Here is a 23362-nt window from a genome sequence, read left to right on the forward strand (position 1 = left end):
AAGATCTAAGGAGCATATGCCGTGAGCAACGACCTGTCCGGGGCGAAGTGGTTCAAGTCAAGCCGCTCGGGTGCGAGCAAGGAGTGTGTCGAGGTGGCGTTCCTCGAAGATGCTGTCGGCGTGCGTGATTCGAAGAACCCCGCGGGTCCGGCTCTGATCTTCAGTCCCTCGGAGTGGTCTGCGTTCACGTCGGGTGTTCAGCACGGCGAGTTCGACCAGGCGTAATCAGCAAGAGGACATGCCATGAAGAACGACCTGTGTGGTGCGAAGTGGTTCAAATCAAGCTTCTCCACCTCGACCAAGGACTGTGTCGAGGTGGCGTTCCTCGATGATGCTGTCGGCGTGCGTGATTCGAAGGATCCCACCGGCCCCGCGCTGTTGTTCACGCCCGCGCAGTGGTCCTCCTTCACCGCAGCCGTCCAGCGCGGCCGCTTCGATCGGGTGTAGCCCCTCCGCTCGCCACATCCGAGAACCCCCGAAGCCTCTGTCTCCCTGGGGCTTCGGGGGTTCTGCCGTCTCGCCCGCCGTTCCGGGAAAGAGGGCGTTGGTGTTTGCTGTTCCGACGATCCGGCGCCCCGCAGGATTGCCTCGAAATCTATCGGTCGAAGACGGCGGCAAGTGTGTCCGCGGTGAGGATTCGTAGCGCCCACTTCCGCACGTCCTCGGGACGGGCCGCGTACACGGTCTCGGTGACCGACTCCGGCAACGGACCGAACTTGAACGCGAGCTGCTGAAGCAGCACCCGCGCCTCCCCGCGTGCCTCACCGCGCGCCTCTCCGCGTGCTTCCCCGCGGGCCTCCAGTTCTTCGGCGATGGTCATGAAGACCTCCTTCGTATGGGGATCGAGCTGGTCCAGCAGCGGCTGCAGGTCGCTACCGCTGGTTCCGCCGACATAAATAAGATAGTTCAAGGCTGTGATCAGGTCATCTCGTCCGGCAGGGTCGGCAGCCATTCGGGCCAGGACCGGGGCGAGTAGTACCAGCTGCTCTACCAGCTTCGGGTTGTTGTACGCGATCTTGTGCAGGGTGAGCATTACCGAGACGGTTGCAGTCAGTTCCTCACGGGCCAGCAGCTCCCGCACGTCCAGGGCTGCGATGTCGTCCAGAACGAAACCGTAACTGGGCAGGTAAGGCTTCAGTGCTTCCCGGAGGTCATCGTCGAGATCTATCAGCTCAGTCAGCTCGGTCGGTTCGCGCCAAGGCTTGCCCTCGTGGCAGCTGTACACCACCACGGGCACGACCGCCGGCAGCGCTCGCGCGTTGCTGTTGTCGGCGAGGTGTCGCTTCCAGATATTTACGGTGTACTCGAGCATTCGTAGCGCCATGAATCGGTCCTCGCTGCTCTGATGCTCGAGCAGGATGAAGATGTAGGCGTCGCGGTCGTCGATCCGGGTGCGGTAGAGCAGGTCGGTGTAGAGAGCCGCAAGTTCCTTGGTGAGCAGACTGCCGGATTGCAGCTCCAAACGGTCCCAATCCATCCGGGCAACAACCGATTTCGGTAACACCGCACGCAACTCGGAGGCTGCGTCGGCGGGTCGGCTCATGACGCACCGGAAGTACCGGTCGTGCGGTTGAGGCGGTGAGCCGGGAAACTTCGGCGTAGCGTTGTGCGCTCCGGACGGGGACATAGCAGGAAAGTTACTCTCCCGCACAGACATTCACGTAGGGCGGGCCGCGCGCTCGGTTGATCTGCCCGCCACGGGAACCAGCGCCGAGAACTCATCCTCCGCGGCGTCGGTCCTCGTGTGTCAGACCGAAGCTTGCCGCGCCGACCGATCGCGACACCCGCTGTCGGATAGTCGATGAACAGTCCTCGCATGTCCGGCTGGTGGCACTGGTGTTTGTTGCCGCGCCGGCGGGGGGCGGCTGACCGCCACCGAGCCCGGCGCGGAACTGGAGGTGTCCCCCGGTGCTGCGCGATACGAGGCATTGTCCTCGGCGGGACTGCAGTCTGCGCCGCCCGGAATCGCGGCTGAACGGCGGCGACCGCATTCGGGCATTCCCGAGATCGGAAGCCGGCATGTGAGCAGGCATTTGCGGTGTGAATTGCCCGGCGTACCTAATCGTTGCGAAAGAGGCTTGACGAGGTGGTGGTTAGCGGAGCTAAGTTAACGGTGATGCGCAACGGTGCGCATGCACGGCGCGTCCGGACGCCACGACCGAGGGAGACCCACCGATGCCCGACGAAGCCCAGAAGGCCGAGCGTAAGCGGCGGTTGGCCGCCGCCTACGCGGACGCGGAGATTCGCGCGGCCTGGCCGGTGGCCGAGGTGGGTGCGTCGATCGCACGGCCGGGTCGGGCGCTGGTGGAGCTGATCGGCGAGCTGGTCGCCGCCTATGCCGAGCGGCCGGCGGTGGGGCAGCGCGTCTGCGAGATCGTCGTCGACGACGGCGGCCGGCGAGTGCGCCGCCCGCTGCCGCGCTTCGAAACCCTGACCTATCGGGAGCTGTGGTCCCGGGCCGGCGCGCTGGCGGCGGCGTGGCGGGCCGACGGCCTGCGGGCGGGTGATTTCGTCTGCACCGCCGGATTCGTCAGCAGCGATTATGTCGCCGTCGATCTGGCCGGAGTGCGGCTCGGTGTGGTGGCCGTGCCCTTGCAGGCGACCGGGTCTGTGGCGCAATGGAAGTCGATCATCGCCGAAACCGAGGCGCGGGTGCTGGCGTGCAGTGCCGAACTGCTGGCGGCCGCCGTCGACGCCGCGGTGGCGAGCCCGGCCATCCGGCAGCTCGTCGTCTTCGACCTCGCCGACGACGACAATGACAGGGCAGCGCTGGACTCCGCGCGCCGCCGCCTCGCCGCCGCCGGGCGAGAGCTGCCCGTGCACCCGCTCACCGAACTGCTCGCCCGGGGCGCGAACCTGCCCACGCCCACACCGGAGGCGGACGAGGATGCGCTGTCACTGCTGATCTACACCTCCGGCAGTACCGGAACGCCCAAGGGCGCCATGTACACCGACCGCATGGTCGCCGCCATGTGGCGGGCCGCGGCCACGGCTCCGGTACCGGCGATCACGCTGAACTATCTGCCGCTCAGCCATGTCGCCGGGCGCCTGCAACTGGGCGGCACCCTGGCGCGCGGCGGAACCGCCTATTTCACCGCGACCAGCGATATGTCCACGCTGTTCGAGGATTTCGCGCTCGTCCGGCCTACCGAACTGGTTTTCGTGCCCCGGGTGTGCGAGATGATCCTGCAGCACCACGACAGCGAGGTGGCGGCCCGGGTCCGGGCCGGAGCCGACCGGGCCGCCGCCGCGGACGAGGTGAAAACCGCACTGCGACAGCAACTTCTGGGCGGCCGGTTCATCGCCGCGATGTGCGCGAGCGCCCCGCTGGCCGCGGAGACGCGGGCCTTCATGGAGGCGGTGCTCGGCATCGGTCTGCACGACGGCTACGGGTCCACCGAAACCGGCGGTAGCGTCATGATCGACAACCGGCTGCGCCGGCCGCCGGTCCTGGACTACAAACTGGTCGACGTGCCGGAACTCGGCTACTTCGGCACCGACAAGCCGTACCCGCGCGGTGAGCTGCTGATCAAGACCAGCACCATGTTCCCCGGCTACTACAAGCGGCCCGAGATCACCGCCGAGATGTTCGACACCGACGGCTTCTATCGCACCGGTGACGTGGTCGCCGAACTCGGCCCGGACCACCTGGTGTACGTGGACCGGCGCAACAATGTGCTGAAGTTGTCCCAGGGCGAGTTCGTGACCGTCGCGAAATTGGAATCGATCTACGCGACCAGCCCGCTGATCCGGCAGATCTTCGTCTACGGCAGCAGCGAACGCGCCTATCTGCTCGCGGTGATCGTGCCGACCGACGAGGCCCTCGCACTGCCGCAACCGCGTACCGCGCTGGCCGAATCGCTGCAACGGCTGGCCAAGGACAACGGCCTCGAATCCTACGAGATCCCTCGCGATTTCCTGCTCGAAACCGAACCCTTCACGCAGGCGAACGGGCTGCTGTCGGGGATCGGGAAACTGTTGCGGCCCAAGCTGAAAGAACGCTACGGCAAGGATCTGGAACAGCTCTACGACGAGCTGTCCCGGGAACAGGCCGACGAACTGGCCGCCCTCCGTCGCGACGCCTCCGGCCTGCCGGTCTTGGATACCGTGGGCCGCGCCACGCGGGCCCTGCTGGGGTGCCCGAGTGCCGACATCCGGCCGGACGTGCACTTCACCGACCTCGGTGGCGATTCGCTGTCGGCGCTGACGCTGTCGAAGCTACTGACCGAACTGCTCGGCGTGGAGGTTCCGGTCGGCACCATCGTGCATCCGGCGAATACGTTGCGTCGCTTGGCCGACTACATCGAGACCGAACGGCGCCGCAGCGACGGTCGGCCGACCTTCGCCACCGTGCACGGATCCGGCATCCGGGTGCGGGCCGCGGATCTGACCCTGGACAAGTTCATCGACACCGAAACCCTCACCGCCGCACCGGCATTACCCGCCGCACCGGCGACGCCGCGTACGGTGCTGCTCACCGGGGCCAACGGCTACCTCGGACGATTCCTGTGCCTGGAATGGCTGCAGCGGCTGGAGTCCTGCGACGGCACCCTGATCTGCGTGGTCCGCGGCAGTGACGCCGATGCCGCGCGGGCGCGCCTGGACCGAGCCTTCGACAGCGGGGATCCGGTTCTGCTGCAACGATATCGGGACGCGGCAGCGGGCCGGTTGATCGTGCTGGCCGGCGACGTCGGCGAGCCGAGATTCGGCCTCGCCGAGGATCGCTGGCGCGAGCTCACCGAAACCGTCGATCTCGTGGTGCATCCGGCGGCGCTGGTCAATCATGTGCTGCCCTACGACCAGCTGTTCGGGCCCAACGTGGTCGGCACCGCCGAGGTGATCCGCCTGGCCGTCACCGCCCGTCGCAAACCGGTGACGTATCTGTCCACGGTGGCGGTCGCGGCCCAGGTCGACCCCGCGCGGTTCAGCGAGGACGGCGATATCCGCGCGGTGAGCCCGGAACGGGTGGTCGACACCGGGTACGCCAACGGGTACGGCAACAGTAAATGGGCCGGTGAGGTACTGCTCCGGGAGGCGCACGACCTGTGCGGGCTGCCCGTCGCGGTGTTCCGCTCCGATATGATCCTGGCGCACAGCACCTTCGCCGGACAGTTCAATCTGCCCGATATGTTCACTCGGCTGCTGCTCAGCGTGCTCGCGACCGGCCTGGCACCGGAGTCGTTCTACCGCACCGCCGCCGACGGCCGTCGGGCCCACTACGACGGTCTCCCCGCGGATTTCACCGCCGCCGCGATCACCGCGCTGACGCCGGAAACCGCCGGGGGATTCGACACCTACGACGTCCTCAACCCGCACGACGACGGCATCGGACTCGACACCTTCGTCGACTGGCTCGTCGAGGCGGGCCATCCCATCACCCGCATCGCCGACTACGCCGACTGGCTGCGCCGCTTCGACACCGCCCTGCGCGCCCTGCCGGAGCGGCAGCGGCGGCATTCGGTACTGCCGCTGCTGCACGCCTTCCACCGGCCGGCGCCCGCGATTCCGGGCTCGGCGTTGCCCGCCGAACGGTTCCGCGCGGCGGTGCGGGCGGCGGGCATCGGCCCGGACCGGGACATCCCGCACCTCACCCGGGAGCTGATCGAGAAGTACGTCGCCGACCTGACCGCCGCCGGACTGCTGTGAAGATTGCCGAATCCGGACACATCGAGCGTGATCCGCGCGTACTGTCTTGCCCCACAGCAGTGGTCGGCACGGGCGCCGGGCGCCGGTGGCGCTCGATGTGCCCGCCGCATGCGACAAGGAGGTCGATCTCGGTGCACCGGCTCGAAAAGTCCGCCCTGTGGCGCTGTGTGCTGAACGGATTGTCCGCTCTCGGTGCGGGATTCGGTGCGATGATCCCGGTGTATCTCGGCGAATGCGCGTTCGCCGACACCCCCCTCGCCGACACCCATCTCGCCGACACCGCCCTCGCCGACGCGGCCGAGGCGGAATGGGACTGGTCGATTCCGTACGCCTGGTTCGACCACGCGCACGGCTGAGCGCACGGGCCGCCGGCGATGCGGCGCGGCGCCGGGACGCGAGGCTCAGGCGGTCGGGCTCGCAGCGTCGGCCAGATAGTCCGCCCCACCGACATAGATGGTGTGCCCGGGTTCGGCGACTCCCGTGGTGGCGTCGGCGATCGCGGTCGCGAACTCCTCGACCGTAGGCAGGGCGCCGTGCTCGGTTCGCGCCGCCACCGCATCCGGATCACGCCGTTCGAGCAGGCGCACGATGATCGTTCCCTCGATCATGTCGCCCGAGACGACCGTGAAACCGATACCGCGCGAATCGAATTCGCCGATCATCGCACGCAGGGCGTCCTCGCCGGCGCGTTTGCTTCGCGCGATCGGCTCGTAGCCCGGGGGAGCGGCTCTGCGGCCGTGGAAATGCGCTTGGTGGCACGCGGGAGCGCCCCACATGCCGCGATGGAGCTGCTCGGGCAGCGCTGGATGCTGCGCATCGTCTGGGAGCTGGAGCCCGGGCCCCTGGGTTTCCTCGAATTGCGCCGTCGCATGGACAACTGTTCGTCGAGCATGTTCTCGGTGCGGTTGCAGGCACTGCAGGAGGCGGGCGTGATCGTCAAACGGGCGGACAAGGCGTACGAATTGACCGATGCCGGAAGCGAACTCGCTCGTGCGCTGCAGCCGCTGTGGGCCTGGTCGGGCCGCCGTCTCGACCCGCGATCGCCGGTGCCGGGCGACCACTGACGCCGGGTCGATGCGTGCCCGCTCGTCCGAGTCGGTGATCCACTAGGTTGGGGGACACCCCGGCGGCGGGGGTGGAGCTCGACGAGGACTGGGGAGTGAGATGAACGGTGACACGATTCGGCGCGGTGGCCGCCCACTGTTCGGCGTGGCGGCGGCTGCCGCCGTGCTGGTACTCACGGGCTGCGGATCCTCGGATTCCGGGAACGCCCGCCCGGTCGCGACCAAGGCGACGACGGCGAGTACCGAACCGGAAGTTATCGACTGTTCCTTCAACAAGCCGGCGGTTCGGCCGCAACATCTGATCCTCGCCTGCGCCGACCTCGGCGCCCAGGTCGAACAGATCGTGTGGCGCAGCTGGGGCCCGGATCAGGCGCAGGGGGACGGGGTGGAGCGCGACAACACCTGCGATCCGAACTGCGCGGCCGGCAAGTTCGTCACCAAACCGATCCATATCACGCTCACCGACCTGGTCCGGCCGGGCAACGTCTTCACCAAGGCCACCACGGTCGACGCCGACGGTCACACGCGTAGTTGGCCGATGGAGCGGCGCTGACCGGCGACCGCCACCGAAATAGGTGGTACTCAGGGTGTCGCATACCGTCGAAAAATTGCTACGCTGCTGTAGCAATGATGCCGGCGCGGTCGCGACCCACGGCCGAGACGACGACCAGGAGTACCGATGAAGTTACTTCCCCTGCGCAACGCCGATGCGGGCGATCCCGGTGAGGTAGCTCTGCACGCGCGCAATGTGCAGTTCGACTGGCAGGCCACGCCCCTGCGGTGGCTGGCCACCGAGCCCATCGCCTCGCACGTCTTCAACTCGCTCAACCTGCTGCTGCCCGAGGGCGAGCGGATGTTCATCCAGACCTTCTCCGAAGCGCTGCCACTGATCAAGGACGAGAAGCTGCGCGAACAGGTCATCGGCTTCATGGGGCAGGAGGCGATGCACGCCGAAACCCACAACGACTCCCTGCAGCAGGTCTTCCGCGCCCACGGCGTCGACGTCGACAGCTACGCCCGTCAAATGGAGTACATCTTCCGCAAGGCCCTCGGGCCGCGGGACGGGCAGTCGCCACGGGAGGAGTTCCAGACCCTGGTCGAGCGGCTGGGCTTCATCGCCACCCTCGAGCACTTCTTCGCCTTCCTGGGCGACTGGATCATCAACGCCGACCTGGAACGCTTCGGCGCCGCCCCCAATATGCTGGACCTGTATCGCTGGCACGGCGCCGAAGAGGTGGAACACCGTTTCGTCGCGCACGATGTCGCCACCTACTTCGAGGTCGGCTACGTACGCCGCTGTGCGCTGATGGCGATCACCTTCCCGATCTTCGTGGCGTTGCTGCTGCGCGGCACCAAATATCTCGTCCACCAGGACGCCGGCCTGCCGAACATGGGTTATCCACGGATCGTGGGCAAGGCGCTCGGCGCCATGTGGCGGGGTGCGCTGCCCGGGATTCCGTCGCTGCTGTGGTCGGCGCTATCGGTGGCCAAGCCCGGCTACACGCCGGCCTCGGTCGGCTCGACCGCACAGGCGGTCGCCTATCTGGCGAAATCGCCCGCGGCCCAGGCTCTCGCGTCGTGACCACGCGCCGACCCGTACCCACCGAGCTCCCGTCGGACCTGTTCGGCGGCCGGGGCACGGACCGTCCGATCCGGATCATCGGCGCGGTCGCCGAGGCCCGAATGCGCTGGGCCGCCCTGGTCAATCGGCGCCCCACGGCCGGTCCGGTCGACAGCGGCCGAGTGCGGGTGCGGGTGGTCGAGCGCCGGGTGGAAGCGTGCGACACCGACGTGGTGAGCCTGCTGCTGCGGGCCGCCGACGATCGCGCGCTGCCCTCCTGGCGGCCGGGCGCGCACCTGGATCTGGAACTGCCCTCGGGCCGGCTGCGCCAGTACTCACTGTGCGGCGACCCGGCCGATCGGTTCCACTACCGGATCGCGGTGCGCCGGATCCCGACCGGGCTCGGCGGCTCGCTCGAGGTGCACGACGAACTGGGCGTCGGCTCGGAACTCACCGTCCGCGGACCGCGCAACGCCTTCCCCTTCGTCCTGCCGGGCCACGGGTCCACCGCGGCCCGGATACATTTCGTGGCGGGCGGAATCGGGGTTACGCCGATCCTGCCGATGGTGCGGATGGCGCATCGACTGGGGGTGCCGTGGACCATGGTGTACACCGGCCGCAGCCGCGACACCATTCCCTTCCTCGACGAGATCGAATCCTTCGGCGACCGGGTGCGCGTCCGCACCGACGACGAGCACGGGCTCCCGACCGCCGCGGACCTGCTCCCCGGAGTCGGCCGCGACACCTCCGTCTACTGCTGCGGTCCGGTGCCGATGACCGCCGCGATCGCGGCCGCCGTCCGCGAGATGCGCGGCGTGGAACTGTATTCCGAGCGATTCTCCGCCCCGCCGGTGGCCGACGGTAAGCCGTTCCGCGTCGAACTCGCCCGCACCGGCGAAGTACTCGACATTCCTGCCGATCGCACGGTGCTCGACGAGGTGCTTCGGGCGCGCCCCGACATCGCCTACTCCTGCCGCCAGGGCTTCTGCCGCACCTGCAAGGTGCGTGTCCTCGACGGACAACCCGATCATCGCGACACCGTACTGACCCCCGACGAACGTGCCGACGGCGAGCTGCTCATCTGCGTATCGCGGTGTGCGGGTGAACGTTTGGTACTCGACCTCTGACCTTCCGCCTCCAGGAGACCGCTGTGACCGCACCCGTACCCGACTCCGAACATTTCGTCCGCAACGGTGAATTCGATATCGCCGTCTACGAATACGGCGATCCCGCCGCGCCGACCATGGTGCTCGTGCACGGCTGGCCCGACGACCATCACCTGTGGGATCGGGTGATTCCCAAGCTGTCCGGTCGTTTCCACGTCGTCGCCTACGACACCCGCGGCCACGGCCGCTCCACCCGCACCGATCGCACCGAGGACTACGGCCTGGACCGCTTCGCCTCCGACTTCTACGCGGTCGCCGATGCGGTGAGCCCGGACCGGCCGGTGCACGTGCTCGCCCACGACTGGGGTTCGGTACAGGTGTGGGAGGCGGTGTGCGAACCGCAGGCGGCGGCCCGGGTGGCCTCGTTCACCTCGGTCTCCGGCCCGAATCTCGACCACCTGGCGAAGTGGACCCGCGATCGGATGGGCCGCGGCGCGGTGTGGGGGCCGGCCACGCAGTTGCTCTCCTCGGCCTACACCTTCCTGTTCATGACGCCGGGGCTGAACAAGGCGGTGATGCGGCCGCTGTCGTCGGAGAAGGTGTGGAAGCGGTTCATCGGCCTGATGAACGAAACCTCCCCGGAGAATGTGAAACTCGGCCCGGCGTTCCGGCAGGACTTCTTCGACGGCATGCGGATCTACCGCGCCAACATCCTGCCGCGCATGTTAGGCCCGCGCGAGCGGCACACCGAGGTTCCGGTGCAGCTGATCATCGCCCGCCGCGATATCGCGGTGCGTCCCGCCGGCTACGACGACACCCCGAAGTGGACCGATCGGCTGTTCCGGCGCGAGATCGCGGGCGGGCACTGGCTGCCGTTCTCCCATCCGGAGTTGCTGGCCACCTCGGCGACCGAACTCGCCACGGCCGTCGAGACCGGTGAGTACCCGCGCACGCTGCGCCGCGCCGAGGTCGGTGCGCAAGCCGGGCCGTTCGCGGATCGGCTGGTCGTGATCACCGGGGGCGGCAGCGGCATCGGCCGCGAAACGGCGCTGGCCTTCGCCGGGCGCGGCGCCGAGGTGGTCCTGTCGGACCTGAACCTGGACGCGGCCAAGGAGACCGCGGAACTGATCGCGGCGGCCGGTGGCACCGCGCACGCCTACGCGGTCGACGTCTCCGACGAAGCGGCGATGAGCGAGCACGCGAATGCGGTGATCGCCGCCCACGGCGTGCCCGACATCCTGATCAACAACGCGGGCATCGGCCAGGCCGGGGACTTCTTCGACACCTCCGCCGCCGAATTCGACCGGGTGCTGCGAGTGAATCTCGGCGGGGTCGTCAACGGCTGCCGCACCTTCGGCGCCGCCATGGCCGAGCGCGGGCTCGGCGGGCATATCGTCAACCTGTCCAGCATGGCCGCCTACAGTCCGCAGCAGGGATTCAGCGCCTATTCGACGAGCAAGTCGGCGGTGTTCATGTTCTCCGACTGCCTGCGCGCCGAACTGTCGGGCAAGGGCATCGAGGTGCATACCGTCTGTCCCGGCATCGTCCATACGAATATCGTTGCCACCACGCGCTTTTCCGGACTGGCCGGTGATGCCGAGGCGGCGAAGCAGGCGAAATACGACGCGCTGTACCGCAAACGCGGGTACGGGCCGGAGAAGGTCGCCGAGCGGATCGTGCGTGCGGTGGAACGCCACCGCGATATCGTCCCGGTCACTCCGGAAGCGCACCTGCAGTACCACTTCAGTCGGCTGGCTCCGGCGCTGAATCGGTTCGTCGCGGCGCGGGTGAAGCTGACGTAGGGGCACGCTGCTCGACGGCGGGCGCGGCGTCGGTCGGGGCGGGCCGGGGAGTCGTGGTCGCGGGAGGTGTGGGCTCGGGTTCCGGGGCCTGCTCGCCGCCCTCGTCCGCCGGGGTCGAGCGCTCCAGGAAGCGCAGCAGTTCGACCGGGAACGGCAGGACCAGGGTGGAATTCTTCTCCGCGGCCACCTCCACGACGGTCTGCAACAGGCGTAGCTGCAGCGCGGCCGGTGCCGCCGCCATCCGGTCCCCGGCCTCGGCGAGCTTGCGGGAGGCCTGCAACTCGCCCTCGGCGGTGATCACCCGGGCACGGCGCTCACGCTCGGCCTCTGCCTGTCGCGACATCGACCGCTTCAGCGACTCCGGCAGCGCCACATCCTTGATCTCCACCCGGTCGATGTGCACGCCCCAGGCGATCGCCGGGCTGTCGATCATCAACTCCAGGCCCCGGTTGAGCTGCTCTCGATTGGACAGCAGATCGTCCAGATCGCTTTTGCCGATGATCGAACGCAGCGACGTCTGTGCCACCTGTTCGACGGCGAACAGGTAATCCTGCACCTCGACCACGGCCTGCACCGGATCGATCACCCGGAAGTACACCACCGCGTCCACCCGCACCGTCACGTTGTCCCGCGTGATGCCCTCCTGACCGGGCACCGGCATCGTGACGATCTGCATCGGCACCTTGCGCATCTTGTCCGCGAACGGGATCAGCAGCCGCAATCCGGGATCCCGGGCCGCCCGCACCCGGCCGAACCGGAACACCAGCCCGCGCTCGTACTGCTGCACCACTCGCAGCCCGGTCCCGGCGGCGAACGCGGCGAGGACTGCCCCGGCCCCCACGACGAGAGAAACCATCGTCGCAACGTCCATAACGCCACCACCGTGCGAAATGCCCGACCGCGCCGGCGCCCGGGCTCCTGGCATCGATGATGGCACCGATGCCGCGGATCGGCCACGCCCGCTACCGGCCTACCTCGGCCGTTTCGGCGGGCGCTCGTGCGGCCGTGCGGTTACCGTCCGGCGGCCTCCCGATCACCTGATCGTCGGCCATCGCCGCGCCGCAGCACCGGGTCGATTCGCCGCGGGCGAGACAGCACCGGCTCACGCTACGGTGGCCCGCGGGGTTATCGAGCCGCGGAATCGGTTGCGGGAGAGTCGGTGTCGGCGTCACCGCGGGTGGCGAGCAGGCTGGTCACGGTGACCGCGCCGAGCACCACCACGATCACCAGCAGCGAGGCGGCGGTCGGGATCTCCGGCAACCAGTCCCAGTAGCTGTGCGCCCAGTGCAGCACCAGTTTGACGCCGATGAAGCCGAGGATCACCGCCAGCCCGTAGGCCAGGTGCACCAGCCGGGCCAGGACCGCTTGCAGGACGAAATACAGCGCGCGCAGACCGAGCAGGGCGAAGGCGTTGGTGGCGAAGACGAGATACGGATCGCCGGTCACGCCGTACACCGCCGGCACGGAGTCGATCGCGAAGACCAGATCGGTGGCCATCACAGCGGTCACCACCAGCGCCAACGGCGTGAGGGCGCGTCGCCCGGCCTCCCGGACGGTCATCCGGGTGCCGCGGTAGTCGTCGGTGACCGGCATCAGTTTGCGCATCAGCCGCACCGAGCGCATCCGCGAGATATCGACGTCCTGCTCGTGGCCCGACAGCGCATCGCGGATCAGCTTGATCGCGGTGACCAGCAGAATCGCGCCGAACAGCAGGAAGGCCCAATCGAGCGAGGCCAGTGCCGCCGCGCCGACCGCGATGAAGAGGCCGCGCAACACGAGCGCGCCGACGATGCCGAACAGCAGCACCCGCTGCGCCAGCGCCGCGGGCACCGCGAAGGCAGCGAGCAAGAGCATGAAGACGAACAGGTTGTCCACCGACAGCGACTTCTCCAACAGATAGCCGGTGATGAATTCGGTGGCGGGAGTGGATCCGTACCCGGCCCAGATGATGCCGAAGAAGCCGACCGGCAGCGCCAGATAGAACACCGTCCATCCGATCGCCTCCCGCATCGATACCTCGTGCGGTTTGCGGGTGACGACGAAGTCCAGCGCGAGCAGCACCAGCACGCCTGCGATGGTCGCGGCCCACAGCCAGGGACTGCCGATCGTGTGCAATTGCTGCGCGGCATGAACGCTTGAATTCACAGGTCTCCTCGGGTATGCGAAAGCACCCGAGGTCTCCTTCGCCCGATATCCGGGCGGCCACCCGGGGATCCCGACGGCGGAATCCGTACTGACCGGTGTGACGCTTGGGAAGTACTCCCCTCGGAAGCGAGGATAGCGAAACCTTTGCCCGAAAACCAACTACCTGGTCAGCGGCAACCGCGCCGCTTCCGGGACGAACCCGCCGGTGCGCCCCGCGTCACGCTCGGCCGCGCGGGCTGAGTACCACCACCGCGATCGGCCGGTCCGTCATCTTCTGATACTGCGTGTATCGACCTTTGTTGACCTTGTCGACCAGGGACCAGCGCCGCGCATAGTCGGCGTCGCCCGGGTACGTCGGCCGTGCGGTCACCGGAATCCGCCGATGTCCGACCTGGATTTCGCATTCCGGGGCGGCCTTCACATTGGCCAGCCATCCGGGCGGACGCGGCGACCCACCGTTGGACGCGGTCACCAGAAAATCCGTCCCGTCCTCGGCATAGGTCAGCGCACTGGTCCGCGGCTGCCCGGTCTTGCGCCCCACGGTCCGCAACAGCAGGGTGGGATTCCCGAACAGCAACCGATGCCCCACGTACCCGTCGGACTTCTCGTAGATCCACTGATGCACCCGCAGAGCGGTGGAAAACACGCCGGCCATCCCACACCTCCGATCGCTGCCCCTTGCCCCCACCCTATCCGCCACGGAGCCCGAAAGCCCGCAACGGGATTCAGCCGCACCCCGGCCCGCGAAACCCGGCTGGGCTCGGCCGGGGCGGACGAGGTAGCATCCCCACGTCCGCGCGCAGCCGCGGCCAGGGGCGGTAGCTCAGTCGGTTAGAGCCGCGGACTCATAATCCGCTGGTCGTGGGTTCGAGCCCCACCCGCCCCACACCAGCGTCTCGACCTGCGCACATGGTCACGAAAAGTGATCGACGCCGGCGGCGCGGTACGCGTTCGGCTTCGTATTCGCGGGTTCGGCACGTGGGAATCGGCGGCTCCGCCGCGGTCCAGCGCAGATCGGTCTCGGCCGGCGGCTCACGGTTCGCGGTGACCGCCCGGCAACCCGATCGGCACACCATCGGCAGCCGGGACGGCGTATGGTTCGTCGGGCAGGCGTTGTCCGCCCAGCGATCCACCCCTAATCTGAAAAGCGGCTTGTACCAGCGAGATACGTCCCACTTGCCCGTTGTGTCGGCCACCGCGGCCGGTATCTCCCGAAGCTTCCATCCGGCTACGTCGAGCTCCCACCTTGGGTACTATGCTGCCGCAACCGATTTCAAGGAGACTACGTGTATCCGCAGCAGCCGCATCAGGGTGCTACCGCCAACCCGAGGTCGCCGATCGAGGACATCGGTCCTCGGATTCCGATCTACTCGCCGGAATTCGCGGCCGATCCTCACGGGGCCTACCGTCGGATGCGTAGAGACTACGGACCGCTCGTGCCGGTCGAGATGTGGCCGGGTGTCCCCGCGACCCTGGTGATCAAATATAGCACCGCGGTGCGTATCCTCAACGACTCCAATCATTTCCCGGCCGACCCGAGTACCTGGCAAAAAACCGCACCGCCCGATATTCCGATCATGCCGATGATCGAGTACCGGCCCAACGCGATTCGCACCAGCGGCCCGGAGCACGCGCGCTACCGCAAGGCGCTCAGTGACGCGCTGGCGGGGATCGATCTGCACTCCCTGCGTTCGATGGTGGAGACCTCGGCGATCCCGCTGGTCAACACCTTCTGTGAGGACGGCAAGGCCGATGTGCTGAGCCAGTACGCCCTTCCGCTGGTCTTCTCGGTGTTCTGTCAGGTGCTCGGCTGCCCGCCGGATATCGGCCAGCGGGTCGCCGAGGCCAGCGCGGCGATGTTCGACGGTGTCGACACCGCGACGGTGAACGCCCAGATGGGCGAGGCGCTGCTCGACCTCACCGCCCTCAAGCGGGCGCAACCCGGCGACGACGTCACCACGCGGCTGGCCCAGCACCCCGCCGGGCTGACCGACGAGGAGATGGTGCATCAGCTGGTCCTGCTGTTCGCCGCCGGCGTCGAACCTCCGCTGAACCTGGTCGCCAACACGCTGCTGCTGATGATGACCGACAGCCGGTTCACCAGCACGGACAACCGGCTCCCGCTGTCGACCCGGAACGCGCTGGACGAGCGGCTGGCCACCGACCCGCCGATGGCGAACTACTGCATCACCTATCCGCGACAGCCCATCCTGATCGAAGGGGTGTGGTTGCCGGCGCATCAGCCGGTCATCATCAGCATGGCCGCGTGCAACACCGACCCGGAGATGAACACCGGCGAATTCCTCGACAACGGCTGGAATCTCGCGTTCAGCACCGGGGACCATGCCTGCCCGGCGCATGCCCGGCCGTACGGGCTGCTGCTGGCGCAGGACGTCATCGACCAACTCCTCGACGCACTGCCGGAGATGCGGCTGGCGGTGCCCGAATCCGAGTTGGTCTGGCGCCCAGGACCGTTCCACCGCGCGCTGACCGAACTGCCGGTCGTCTTCCCGCCGTCGCCGCCGTTCACGCTCTGAGCGTGCGGCCGGTGGCCGTGTTTTTGTGATCGGTCCCAGCCGGTCGGCTCGTCTCGCCCGGTGCCAGCACCGGCGCCGCTGTCGGTGATCACGCGGATTGCCCGTTGCTCGCACGCGCGAGCGGGCGCCGGCTGTCAAGGGGAATCTCCCGATTGCTCACGGTCTGCACGATCCCGGCACGGCCTCGATGCCGCCGGGCTGACCAGCACCGTTCGTTACCGTGAACCCGGCCGGCGACGGGTTGCGGAGCACCTGCTGCAAGCGCCGTCCGCGCCGGGGTCGCAAGAGTGTGTCCGTTCGCTGTGAGACACAAGACGATTTGTGGCACAATACAATTCGTGGCTCGGACGGTCGAAGGCAACTCTGCGGCAACAGTGGTGTCGCAGGTCGAAACGACCGCGATGTCGGCTCCGCGGCGCGGGTGCGCCGGTGTCGAGCCGAAGCGAACCGACCGTTCGTTCCGTCGACGGAACCCGGTTCGGTGCCTGCAGTTCGGCGAAACCTCCTCTGCGTTCCCGCGATTCACCACGAGCCGGGGGCGGCGTATGCCGTTCGCTCGCCACGGTGCGCGGAAACCGGTGGCCGGGTAGCGGACGGCATTCGCGTGAAGGTGTGTGGTGCGTTGAGCTTTTGACAGGTAATCGCCCCGGCTTCCTTCTCCTGTTCCCGGTGTTGCCGCAGCATGTGCGGTGATGTCGGCGCGGGTGCGTCGTAGTCCGGTAGCGATGGCCTCGGTATGCCCAGCGGCGGACGAATTGCCGGTGGGATCGTGAATGAGTAGGAGGCGGTTATGGTTACGCACGGGTACAAGGAAGGGTCATCGCTGGCCGAACTTCTTCGGCACGGCAGCCTGGAGTTCCACCAGAAGCTGCAGCAGGTTCTGAGCAACCCGGACTACGCCGTCACGGAGAAGCAGAGCCAGGAACAGCGGCGGGAGAACGCCTACGACCAGTTGCGCTACCTCGTCAAGGAGATCGGCAGCACGCAGGCCGTCGCCACCGATCTGCCCGAACTGTTCGCCGTGTTCGACTGGTCGGCCGTCCTCGCGACCGACCTGATTCCGCTGATCTCCGGGCACTACAACCTGGCCTCCGGAAGTCTCGCGACCCTGACCGATTCCGAGTCCGCGGCACCGTATCTGCACGACCTCGACGATGCTTCCAGTATCGGCGTCATGTTGCTGACCGAATACGGCTGCGGGTCCAATATCGGCTTCATGCAGACCACCGCGACCTGGGACGGCGACGGGTTCGTGATCAACACCCCGAACCCGCGAGCGCGAAAGTTCATGCCCAGCGTGGGAATTCCGGTCTCCCGGGTCTGTGTCGTCGGCGCCCGCTACATCGACTCCGCGGGCGTCGATCAAGGCGTGCACCTGTTCGCGGCGCGGCTGCGCGGCGCCGACGGCGAACCGGCGCCCGGGGTGACGATCACCCAGCTCGATCACCAGCCGCTGGTCATCATGGACAACTCGGTCATCAGCTTCGACAATCTGCGCGTCGAACGCAGCGCCTGGCTGAGCAACGACCTCGCGACCATCGACGATCAGGGCGTGCTGACCTGGCGGGACGAGAACAGCCGGAAGCGGTCGTTCGCCTCGGCGATCAGCCAGCTCACCGTCGGCCGGCTCGCGCTGTCGTCCTGTCTGAACGCGACCGCCCGCGCCTCGCTCTACATCGCGCTGCGCTACGCCACCCGGCGGCTGGTCCCGCTGACTCCGACCGACACACCGGTCATGCTCGACCTGCCGCACGTGCGCGACACACTGCTCACCGATCTGGCCGGCACGGTCGCCCGGACGATCTACGGCAACGCGATCAAGACCTTCCTCGCCGGTAGTGATCTGACCGATCGCGACACCGTCGTATCGGTGATGCTGGCCAAGCACTTCATCCAGTTGCACGCGCTGGACACGGTGACGCACTGCCGCATCAAAATGGGCGCGCAGGGCATGTTCAGCGCCAACCGCGTCGCCGACTACCTCGGCGTCTGCCACGCGGCCATCACCGGCGAGGGCGACTGTTACGTGCTCGGGTCCGTGGCCGGACGGGTGCTGGCCAAACATCTGGCGGGCAAGCCCGCGCCGGAACCGGGCCTGCACGATCCGGCCGACCCCGCCGACCGGTTGGGGCTGCTCAACGCCCGCACCCTGACGATCGTGCAGGAGGCGCAGGAGTATCTGGCGACGCCGGACCTCGCCGACCGGCTGGCCGTCATTCCCGAGGCGCTGAATCTGGCCGAGGCCTACTGCGCCGAGGAGGCCCTGCAACTGCTCCACCAGCACGCCGATCAGCCCGAGATCGCCGCGGTGCGCGACGTGTTCGCGCTGCACTACCTCGACCAGAATGCCGCCTGGTATCTCACCCACGGCATGCTCGACGTGGCCGGGGTGGAGTCGGTCAAGCGGCAGCTCCGCGCGGCGATCGACACCCTCGCCGGACATCTGCCCGCCCTGCTGGACGCCTTCGGCTTCGACGACGAAACCCTGGGTGCGCCAGTGCTTTCCGAGGACCTCCCGGGCGCGTGGGACGCCCGCTGCAACGACCCGCGCCGCTGACCCGGTAGCCCGGACCGGGCGCCCCAGGCGTCCGGCCCGGGCGGGCGCGTCGAGTCGATCGCCCCCGTCACGGGTGATCGATGTTGCCGCGCCACGCGCCGGTCTCGCTGTGGCGTTCCTCGATGAACTTCTTGAAGCGCTGCAGGTCTCCCTTCACCCGGCGGTCGACCGCGCCGAGTTTGCCGCCGACCGTTTCGACGACGCCCTCGGGTTCGATCTCCATCTGCGCGGTGATTCGGATGGTGGTGTCCGCCAGCCGGTGGAAGGTGATCACCCCACCGTGTTCGGGCCCCTCGTCCGACCGCCAGGCGACCCGCTCATCGGGATGCTGCTCGGTGATCGTCGCATCGAATTCCCTGGTGACCGGGCCGATCTCGACCACCCAGTGCAGATGGGTGTCGTCGATCTGTTCGACCTGTTCGACACCCTCCATGAACTCCGGAAACGTCTCGAACTGGGTCCACTGGTTGTAGGCGGTGGACACCGGCACCTCGACATCGATCGATTCGGTGACGGTAGTGCTCATCGGATCTCCCTTCGACGACAACGGGCCGGACGTTCCGACGAGACGCGGATACCCGGTCGAGCGGCGCCAAACGATGCGTCATGGATCCGGATGCGCCTCGGTGCACGGGAGCGGCGGGCCGGATGCCGCCGGGCATGCCCGGCCCTAGGGCGTGCGGTCCAGCACCAGATCCGCGAGCCGGACGGCATACATCGACACCAGCACGGCTTCGTCGTGCGCTGCTCCGCCGAGCGGCAGTTGCGCGCGGACGGATTCGGTTTCCCGCACCAGGTCGAGCAGTGCGGCGTGCAGGACCTCGGGCCGGGGTGCGGTGGCGAGGGTCTGGGTGCTGTAGCGCCAGCGGTAGTCGTCGATCAACCGCGCCAGCCGTTCCGCCTCCAGCACGTGGTGACAGCGCACCTCCTGCGCGTGCGCGTCCATGGCCATCAACAACTGTTCGATCTCGGCCAGTTGCGCCGCGACGCCCGATGAGCGTGTGGAATAAGCGATCTCGCCGGAATGGCGGACGGCGTGGGCACAGGCCTGCGGCAGCGCCCACGGCAGCGAGAGCGAGACATCCGCTTCCGATTCCGGGCCGGGCCAGTAAGGGCCCGGGCCGGTGTCGATGCCGAACAGCACCGCGAAGGGATAACCGCTGCGATGCAGCGGCTCGTTGTCCCGCCAGGCCGGCTGCCGGGCCGCATGGTCCACCATCCGGCGGCGCAGCCGGAACATCGTCGCCAGCACGCGATAGCGTTCCGGGCGCGCCCACCCGAAACCGTTGGCGGCCAACTCCCGTCGCACGGTCTTCCCGAGCCGATCCCAGCCGGGACCGTCGGTGCAGGCGGCGATCCGGACCGAGTAGCCGTTGCCGAACAGGTGGCGCAGCAGCAGCCGCTCCTCCTCGGCCGCCGGCTCGGGCACGCCCGGCAGCAGGACGGCGCGCAGCGAGGTCGGTCCGACGAATTCGTCGCTGCCGACGTGCAGGCCGATATGGCCCCGGATGGCCAGTGCGGCCAGCTGTGCGGCCACGATGCGCCCGAAGCGGGCAGCGCCCTGCTCCGGCATCGTGGGCGCGAGCAACGTTCCGGCTTGCAGCAGCGACATTCGGGCCGACAAGTGATCGAACGCCTGCATCATCGGAACCGGGTCCGGAGGCATGCGCACCTCTCACCTTGTGACGCAGGACAATAAGGTCCGCCACAGTGTAGATGCCGGTTGGACGACCGAACAGCAATAGCGGCAAAGCGGTCCGGGCTAAGCGGTGATCTGCCGGCGCATCAGTTTCCCGGTGACATTGCGCGGCAACGGCTCCCTGGTTATCCGCCAGCGTTCGGGCACCTTGAAATAGGCCAGCCGCTCCCGCGCGAACGCGCGCAGTTCCGCCTCGTCGACGGTCGCACCGTCGCCGACCACGACGACCGCGGCCACCCGCTGACCGAGATCGGGATCCGGTTCGCCGACCACGGCGCATTCCACGACCGCGGGATGTTCGTCGAGACACTGTTCGATTTCGACCGGGTAGATGTTCTCGCCGCCGCGCAGAATCAGATCCGATCGGCGGCCGGTGAGACGCAGCCTGCCCTGTTCCAGCACGCCGAAATCGCCGGTGCGCAACCATCGTTCGGCGTCGATAGCGGCCGCGGTCGCCTCCGGATCGCGCCAATAGCCCACCATGACGAACGGGCTGCGCACGTGGATCTCACCCTCCGCGCCCTCCGGCACCGGCGATCCGTCGGGACCGCGGACCTCCACCGCGACCGTGATGATCGGGCGGCCGAGGGTGCCCGGCGATTCGGCGAGATCGGCGGGGGTGGCGACGGTGACGGCCGTACTGCATTCGGTGAGGCCGTAGCTGTCGACCAGGGCATCGGCTGCGAATGGAATCTCCTCGCGCAGACGCTGTTTGAACGCGGGGGAGGAGGGTGCGGAGGCGAGCGCGAATGCGGTGAGCGAGGAGGTGTCGTAGCGGCCGATGTCACCGTGTTCGAGCAGCCGCGCGGCCATGGTGGGCACGGCGCCCCAGTTGGTGACTCGCTCCCGCTCGATCAGACGCAGAATCCGGTCGGCATCGAAGGCGCCGCCCGGCATGATCACCGCGCTACCGGTCGCCAGCCGGGGGACCACCAGATTGTGCAGGCTGGCGACGTGGAACAGCGGCGAGGTCAGCAGACAGCGCAGGTCCAGTGGCGCCCCGGGTTCCACGGTGGTGTCGGCGTACGCCGCGGCCAGTGCGTCGCTGTATTCGAAATAACCGGTGACGGCGAGGAGATTGCGCTGAGAATGCAACGCCGCCTTCGGCTTTCCACTCGTGCCGCTGGTGAACAGGATGACCGCGGGATCGTCCTCGGCCACATTGGGCACCTCCGGCTCGGCTCCGGTGTACGCGGCGATCAGGCGGGGCACATCCTGTTCCATCGTCACCACCGGCGCGCAGCAGCCGGTTTCGGCGAGCCGCGCCGAGCGTCGGGCGTCGGCGACGACCACCGCCGGTTCGGTCAACCGCAGGCCGTGGTCGATTTCCCGCGGCACCCACCAGCCGTTCAGGCCGACGGCGATCGCACCGAGGGTCTGCGCGGCCCAGAAGGCGATCACCCACTCGATGGTGTTGGCGCCCAGGATCGCCACCCGATCTCCGCGTCCGACCCCGTACTCGGCGCGCAGCGCGGCAGCGAAAGCCGCTGCGGCGGTGGCATGTTCGCGGTGCGACAGTCGGCGATCCTCGGTGACGAGATAGTCGCGGTCACCGAAGCGAACCGATTCGGCGAGCAGTTCGGCGACGGCGCGGCGCCGGTGACGCAGGACGGGAATCCGGGCGCCGAGCACGTCCTCCTCGACGAGTTCGAAGCGGCCGCCGGGTCCGGTCGATTCGGCCACGACGGCGGCGAGGTCCGGGGTGGGGGTGGTGGTCACTAGTGGACCCTCTTTCTTGCAGACGTCAATACGACGTGTGTGGTAAGAACCAGGCGGAAGCTGGGGTGACGGCCCGTGGTGATCGCCCCTCGAGGGCTTGCATGACACTGCCGCCCCCGGCTTCCCCGGAACCGTGAAGCGATGACAAAGGGATGCGCCGTAGAGCGCCGGTTAGTGACCACTCCGCTGTCGGTTTCCTCGCCTCCGCCTGGTTCCTGCCCCGGGAAACGAGAAGGAAGGCGACGTAGTTGTCGCAGCTGGACGGACCGTTGTACTTCGTCGGGATCGATTGGGCCGCAGCCGAACACGCCGTATGCGTGCTCGATCAGGCCGGCCGCAAAGTCGCCGCGTTCACCATCGAGCACACCGCGGCCGGGTTCACTCGGCTCGCTGCCCGCCTCGACAAGCTCGGCGGGGCCGAGCAAGTGCCGGTCGCAATCGAACGCCCCGACGGGCGGCTGGTCGACGCCTTGCTCGCGGCCGGGCATCCAGTGCTGCCGGTCAAGCCGACCGCGATCAAGGTCTGGCGTGAGTCCGAGATTCTCTCCGGCGCGAAGTCTGACCCCGGTGATGCCCATGTCATCGCCGACTACCTGCGGGTGCGTATCCACCGGCTGCGCCCGGCCGCACCAATGTCGGGTCACACCAAGGCGATTCGCACTGTGACCCGGACCCGAGGCGACTTGGTCGACGCCAGGGTGGCCGCGATCAACCAGCTCGCCGCGCTGCTGGACGCGCACTGGCCCGGCGCCAAAGCTATCTTCGCCGATATCGAGTCCGCTATCGCGCTGGCGTTTTTGACCCGATACCCCACCGCCGCTTCGGCCGCATCGTTGACCGTGAAGCGCCTCGCCGCTTTCTGCGCCAAACAGGGCTACTCGGGCAAGAAGCCTGCCGCCGTGCTGCTGGCCCGACTGCGTTCGGCCCCAGCCGGCACCAGCGATCCCGCCCTCACCGAGGGCGTCCGTGACGCGGTGCTGGCCCAGGTCAGCGTTCTGAGCGCGCTCAACACCGCGATAAAAACCCTGGAACGCTCTATTAGCGAGACGATGGACACTCACCCCGACGGGGCGTTGTTCCGGTCCTTTCCCCGGGCAGGCACGATCAACGCCGCCCAGATCCTGGCCGAATGGGGTGATGCCCGCGAGGTATTCGACCATCCCGACGCCGTCGCCGCCCTGGCCGGAATCACCCCGGTCACCAAAGCCTCGGGCAAACAGCGCGGAGTGTCGTTCCGTTGGGCCTGCAACAAACGCCTCCGTCTGGCGATCACTACCTTCGCCGCGAACAGTCGCTTCTCCAGCCCATGGGCCGCCGATATCTACAACCGTGCACGTGCCTCGGGCAAGGATCATCCCCATGCCACCCGCATCCTGGCCCGAGCCTGGATCCGGGTCATCTGGCGTTGTTGGCAGAACGGCAGGACCTACGACCCGGCCTTGCACGGCGGCGCCCGCGACCGCGTCGAGCATCAGACCGCAGCCTGATCTCGACGCATAGGTTGACACAAAGGGTGTCATGGGCTG

General features: G+C 68.0%; 20 protein-coding genes and 1 tRNA gene. 13 read left to right on the forward strand and 8 right to left on the reverse strand.

What is annotated here, in order from left to right; all coding sequences use genetic code 11:
- Positions 1-21 precede the first annotated feature (21 nt).
- Positions 22-225, forward strand: a complete 204-nt coding sequence (locus ON37_RS10050; protein ID WP_040718620.1) for a DUF397 domain-containing protein — start codon at positions 22-24, stop codon at positions 223-225.
- Between the two features lie 18 nt (positions 226-243).
- Positions 244-447, forward strand: coding sequence for a DUF397 domain-containing protein (locus ON37_RS10055; protein ID WP_040718621.1), 204 nt, complete (start codon positions 244-246; stop codon positions 445-447).
- A 148-nt stretch (positions 448-595) separates the two neighbouring features.
- On the opposite strand, the gene ON37_RS10060 is transcribed toward ON37_RS10055, so the two are convergent.
- A complete protein-coding gene (locus ON37_RS10060) occupies positions 596-1657 on the reverse strand; it encodes an Rpn family recombination-promoting nuclease/putative transposase (protein WP_083892866.1) in 1062 nt (353 codons plus the stop codon).
- A 518-nt stretch (positions 1658-2175) separates the two neighbouring features.
- Here ON37_RS10060 and car point away from each other — a divergent pair.
- Both car and ON37_RS10070 read left to right on the forward strand, forming a co-directional pair.
- The gene (gene car, locus ON37_RS10065) at positions 2176-5646 is read left to right on the forward strand and encodes a carboxylic acid reductase (RefSeq protein WP_040718623.1); all 3471 of its coding nucleotides are present in this window, start codon (positions 2176-2178) and stop codon (positions 5644-5646) included.
- 131 nt (positions 5647-5777) lie between these two features.
- On the forward strand, positions 5778-6002 hold the full coding sequence (locus ON37_RS10070; protein ID WP_040718624.1) for a hypothetical protein: 225 nt from the start codon (positions 5778-5780) through the stop codon (positions 6000-6002).
- Positions 6003-6047: 45 nt separating this feature from the next.
- Here the strand turns inward: ON37_RS10070 and ON37_RS10075 are convergent, their stop codons facing one another.
- Entirely contained in the window at positions 6048-6308 is a 261-nt protein-coding gene (locus tag ON37_RS10075) for a Rossmann-fold NAD(P)-binding domain-containing protein (RefSeq protein WP_373282000.1), read from the reverse strand.
- 81 nt (positions 6309-6389) lie between these two features.
- Here ON37_RS10075 and ON37_RS10080 point away from each other — a divergent pair, with 81 nt between their 5' ends.
- From ON37_RS10080 to ON37_RS10100, 5 genes are all read left to right on the forward strand, one after another.
- On the forward strand, positions 6390-6710 hold the full coding sequence (locus ON37_RS10080; protein ID WP_040718640.1) for a winged helix-turn-helix transcriptional regulator: 321 nt from the start codon (positions 6390-6392) through the stop codon (positions 6708-6710).
- A 100-nt stretch (positions 6711-6810) separates the two neighbouring features.
- Positions 6811-7263 carry a hypothetical protein gene (locus tag ON37_RS30895; RefSeq protein WP_051031416.1) on the forward strand — a complete coding sequence of 151 codons (453 nt, stop codon included), beginning with the start codon at positions 6811-6813 and terminating at the stop codon, positions 7261-7263.
- 126 nt (positions 7264-7389) lie between these two features.
- Entirely contained in the window at positions 7390-8292 is a 903-nt protein-coding gene (locus tag ON37_RS10090; RefSeq protein ID WP_040718625.1) for a metal-dependent hydrolase, read from the forward strand.
- A gap of 101 nt (positions 8293-8393) precedes the next feature.
- The gene (locus ON37_RS10095; RefSeq protein WP_085997263.1) at positions 8394-9398 is read left to right on the forward strand and encodes a PDR/VanB family oxidoreductase; all 1005 of its coding nucleotides are present in this window, start codon (positions 8394-8396) and stop codon (positions 9396-9398) included.
- A 23-nt stretch (positions 9399-9421) separates the two neighbouring features.
- Positions 9422-11179 carry an SDR family oxidoreductase gene (locus tag ON37_RS10100; protein WP_040718627.1) on the forward strand — a complete coding sequence of 586 codons (1758 nt, stop codon included), beginning with the start codon at positions 9422-9424 and terminating at the stop codon, positions 11177-11179.
- Here the strand turns inward: ON37_RS10100 and ON37_RS10105 are convergent.
- The 3 genes from ON37_RS10105 to ON37_RS10115 all read right to left on the reverse strand — a co-directional run bounded on the left by ON37_RS10105 (position 11121) and on the right by ON37_RS10115 (position 13979).
- Positions 11121-12035 (reverse strand): slipin family protein, encoded by a 915-nt coding sequence (locus ON37_RS10105; RefSeq protein WP_245553137.1) that lies wholly within the window; start codon positions 12033-12035, stop codon positions 11121-11123. The genes ON37_RS10100 and ON37_RS10105 overlap by 59 nt on opposite strands.
- A gap of 269 nt (positions 12036-12304) precedes the next feature.
- Positions 12305-13324, reverse strand: a complete 1020-nt coding sequence (locus tag ON37_RS10110) for a TerC/Alx family metal homeostasis membrane protein (protein ID WP_051031418.1) — start codon at positions 13322-13324, stop codon at positions 12305-12307.
- Positions 13325-13541: 217 nt separating this feature from the next.
- Positions 13542-13979, reverse strand: a complete 438-nt coding sequence (locus ON37_RS10115; protein ID WP_040718629.1) for a nitroreductase family deazaflavin-dependent oxidoreductase — start codon at positions 13977-13979, stop codon at positions 13542-13544.
- A 157-nt stretch (positions 13980-14136) separates the two neighbouring features.
- Here ON37_RS10115 and ON37_RS10120 point away from each other — a divergent pair.
- From ON37_RS10120 to ON37_RS10135, 3 genes are all read left to right on the forward strand, one after another.
- Positions 14137-14210 (forward strand) — tRNA-Ile (locus tag ON37_RS10120).
- Between the two features lie 550 nt (positions 14211-14760).
- Positions 14761-15861: a cytochrome P450 family protein gene (locus tag ON37_RS10125; RefSeq protein ID WP_306306469.1), complete on the forward strand. Its 1101-nt coding sequence runs from the start codon at positions 14761-14763 to the stop codon at positions 15859-15861.
- Between the two features lie 790 nt (positions 15862-16651).
- Complete coding sequence (locus tag ON37_RS10135) at positions 16652-18418, forward strand: acyl-CoA dehydrogenase family protein (protein ID WP_040718634.1); 1767 nt, start codon at positions 16652-16654, stop codon at positions 18416-18418.
- Between the two features lie 67 nt (positions 18419-18485).
- Here the strand turns inward: ON37_RS10135 and ON37_RS10140 are convergent, their stop codons facing one another.
- The 3 genes from ON37_RS10140 to casG form a co-directional block, all read right to left on the reverse strand.
- Positions 18486-18944: an SRPBCC family protein gene (locus tag ON37_RS10140; protein WP_040718635.1), complete on the reverse strand. Its 459-nt coding sequence runs from the start codon at positions 18942-18944 to the stop codon at positions 18486-18488.
- Between the two features lie 144 nt (positions 18945-19088).
- Positions 19089-20084 carry a hypothetical protein gene (locus ON37_RS10145; RefSeq protein WP_157171404.1) on the reverse strand — a complete coding sequence of 332 codons (996 nt, stop codon included), beginning with the start codon at positions 20082-20084 and terminating at the stop codon, positions 19089-19091.
- Between the two features lie 96 nt (positions 20085-20180).
- The gene (gene casG, locus ON37_RS10150) at positions 20181-21836 is read right to left on the reverse strand and encodes a steroid-24-oyl-CoA synthetase (protein WP_040718637.1); all 1656 of its coding nucleotides are present in this window, start codon (positions 21834-21836) and stop codon (positions 20181-20183) included.
- A 248-nt stretch (positions 21837-22084) separates the two neighbouring features.
- Here casG and ON37_RS10155 point away from each other — a divergent pair, with 248 nt between their 5' ends.
- Complete coding sequence (locus ON37_RS10155; RefSeq protein ID WP_040718638.1) at positions 22085-23323, forward strand: IS110 family RNA-guided transposase; 1239 nt, start codon at positions 22085-22087, stop codon at positions 23321-23323.
- The last annotated feature ends 39 nt before the right edge of the window (positions 23324-23362 follow it).

Source organism: Nocardia veterana NBRC 100344 (assembly GCF_000308855.1).
GTDB classification, from domain to species: Bacteria; Actinomycetota; Actinomycetes; order Mycobacteriales; family Mycobacteriaceae; genus Nocardia; species Nocardia veterana.

Excerpts from the sequence above, each read along its gene's own strand:
- ON37_RS10105 (WP_245553137.1), bottom strand. The coding sequence starts at position 12,035 with ATGGTTTCTCTCGTCGTGGGGGCCGGGGCAGTCCTCGCCGCGTTCGCC.
- ON37_RS10140 (WP_040718635.1), bottom strand. The coding sequence starts at position 18,944 with ATGAGCACTACCGTCACCGAATCGATCGATGTCGAGGTGCCGGTGTCC.
- car (WP_040718623.1), top strand. The coding sequence starts at position 2,176 with ATGCCCGACGAAGCCCAGAAGGCCGAGCGTAAGCGGCGGTTGGCCGCC.
- ON37_RS10145 (WP_157171404.1), bottom strand. The coding sequence starts at position 20,084 with ATGCCTCCGGACCCGGTTCCGATGATGCAGGCGTTCGATCACTTGTCG.
- ON37_RS10055 (WP_040718621.1), top strand. The coding sequence starts at position 244 with ATGAAGAACGACCTGTGTGGTGCGAAGTGGTTCAAATCAAGCTTCTCC.
- ON37_RS10115 (WP_040718629.1), bottom strand. The coding sequence starts at position 13,979 with ATGGCCGGCGTGTTTTCCACCGCTCTGCGGGTGCATCAGTGGATCTAC.
- ON37_RS30895 (WP_051031416.1), top strand. The coding sequence starts at position 6,811 with ATGAACGGTGACACGATTCGGCGCGGTGGCCGCCCACTGTTCGGCGTG.
- ON37_RS10080 (WP_040718640.1), top strand. The coding sequence starts at position 6,390 with ATGCGCTTGGTGGCACGCGGGAGCGCCCCACATGCCGCGATGGAGCTG.
- ON37_RS10060 (WP_083892866.1), bottom strand. The coding sequence starts at position 1,657 with ATGTCTGTGCGGGAGAGTAACTTTCCTGCTATGTCCCCGTCCGGAGCG.
- ON37_RS10090 (WP_040718625.1), top strand. The coding sequence starts at position 7,390 with ATGAAGTTACTTCCCCTGCGCAACGCCGATGCGGGCGATCCCGGTGAG.
- ON37_RS10135 (WP_040718634.1), top strand. The coding sequence starts at position 16,652 with ATGGTTACGCACGGGTACAAGGAAGGGTCATCGCTGGCCGAACTTCTT.
- ON37_RS10075 (WP_373282000.1), bottom strand. The coding sequence starts at position 6,308 with ATGATCGGCGAATTCGATTCGCGCGGTATCGGTTTCACGGTCGTCTCG.
- ON37_RS10095 (WP_085997263.1), top strand. The coding sequence starts at position 8,394 with ATGCGCTGGGCCGCCCTGGTCAATCGGCGCCCCACGGCCGGTCCGGTC.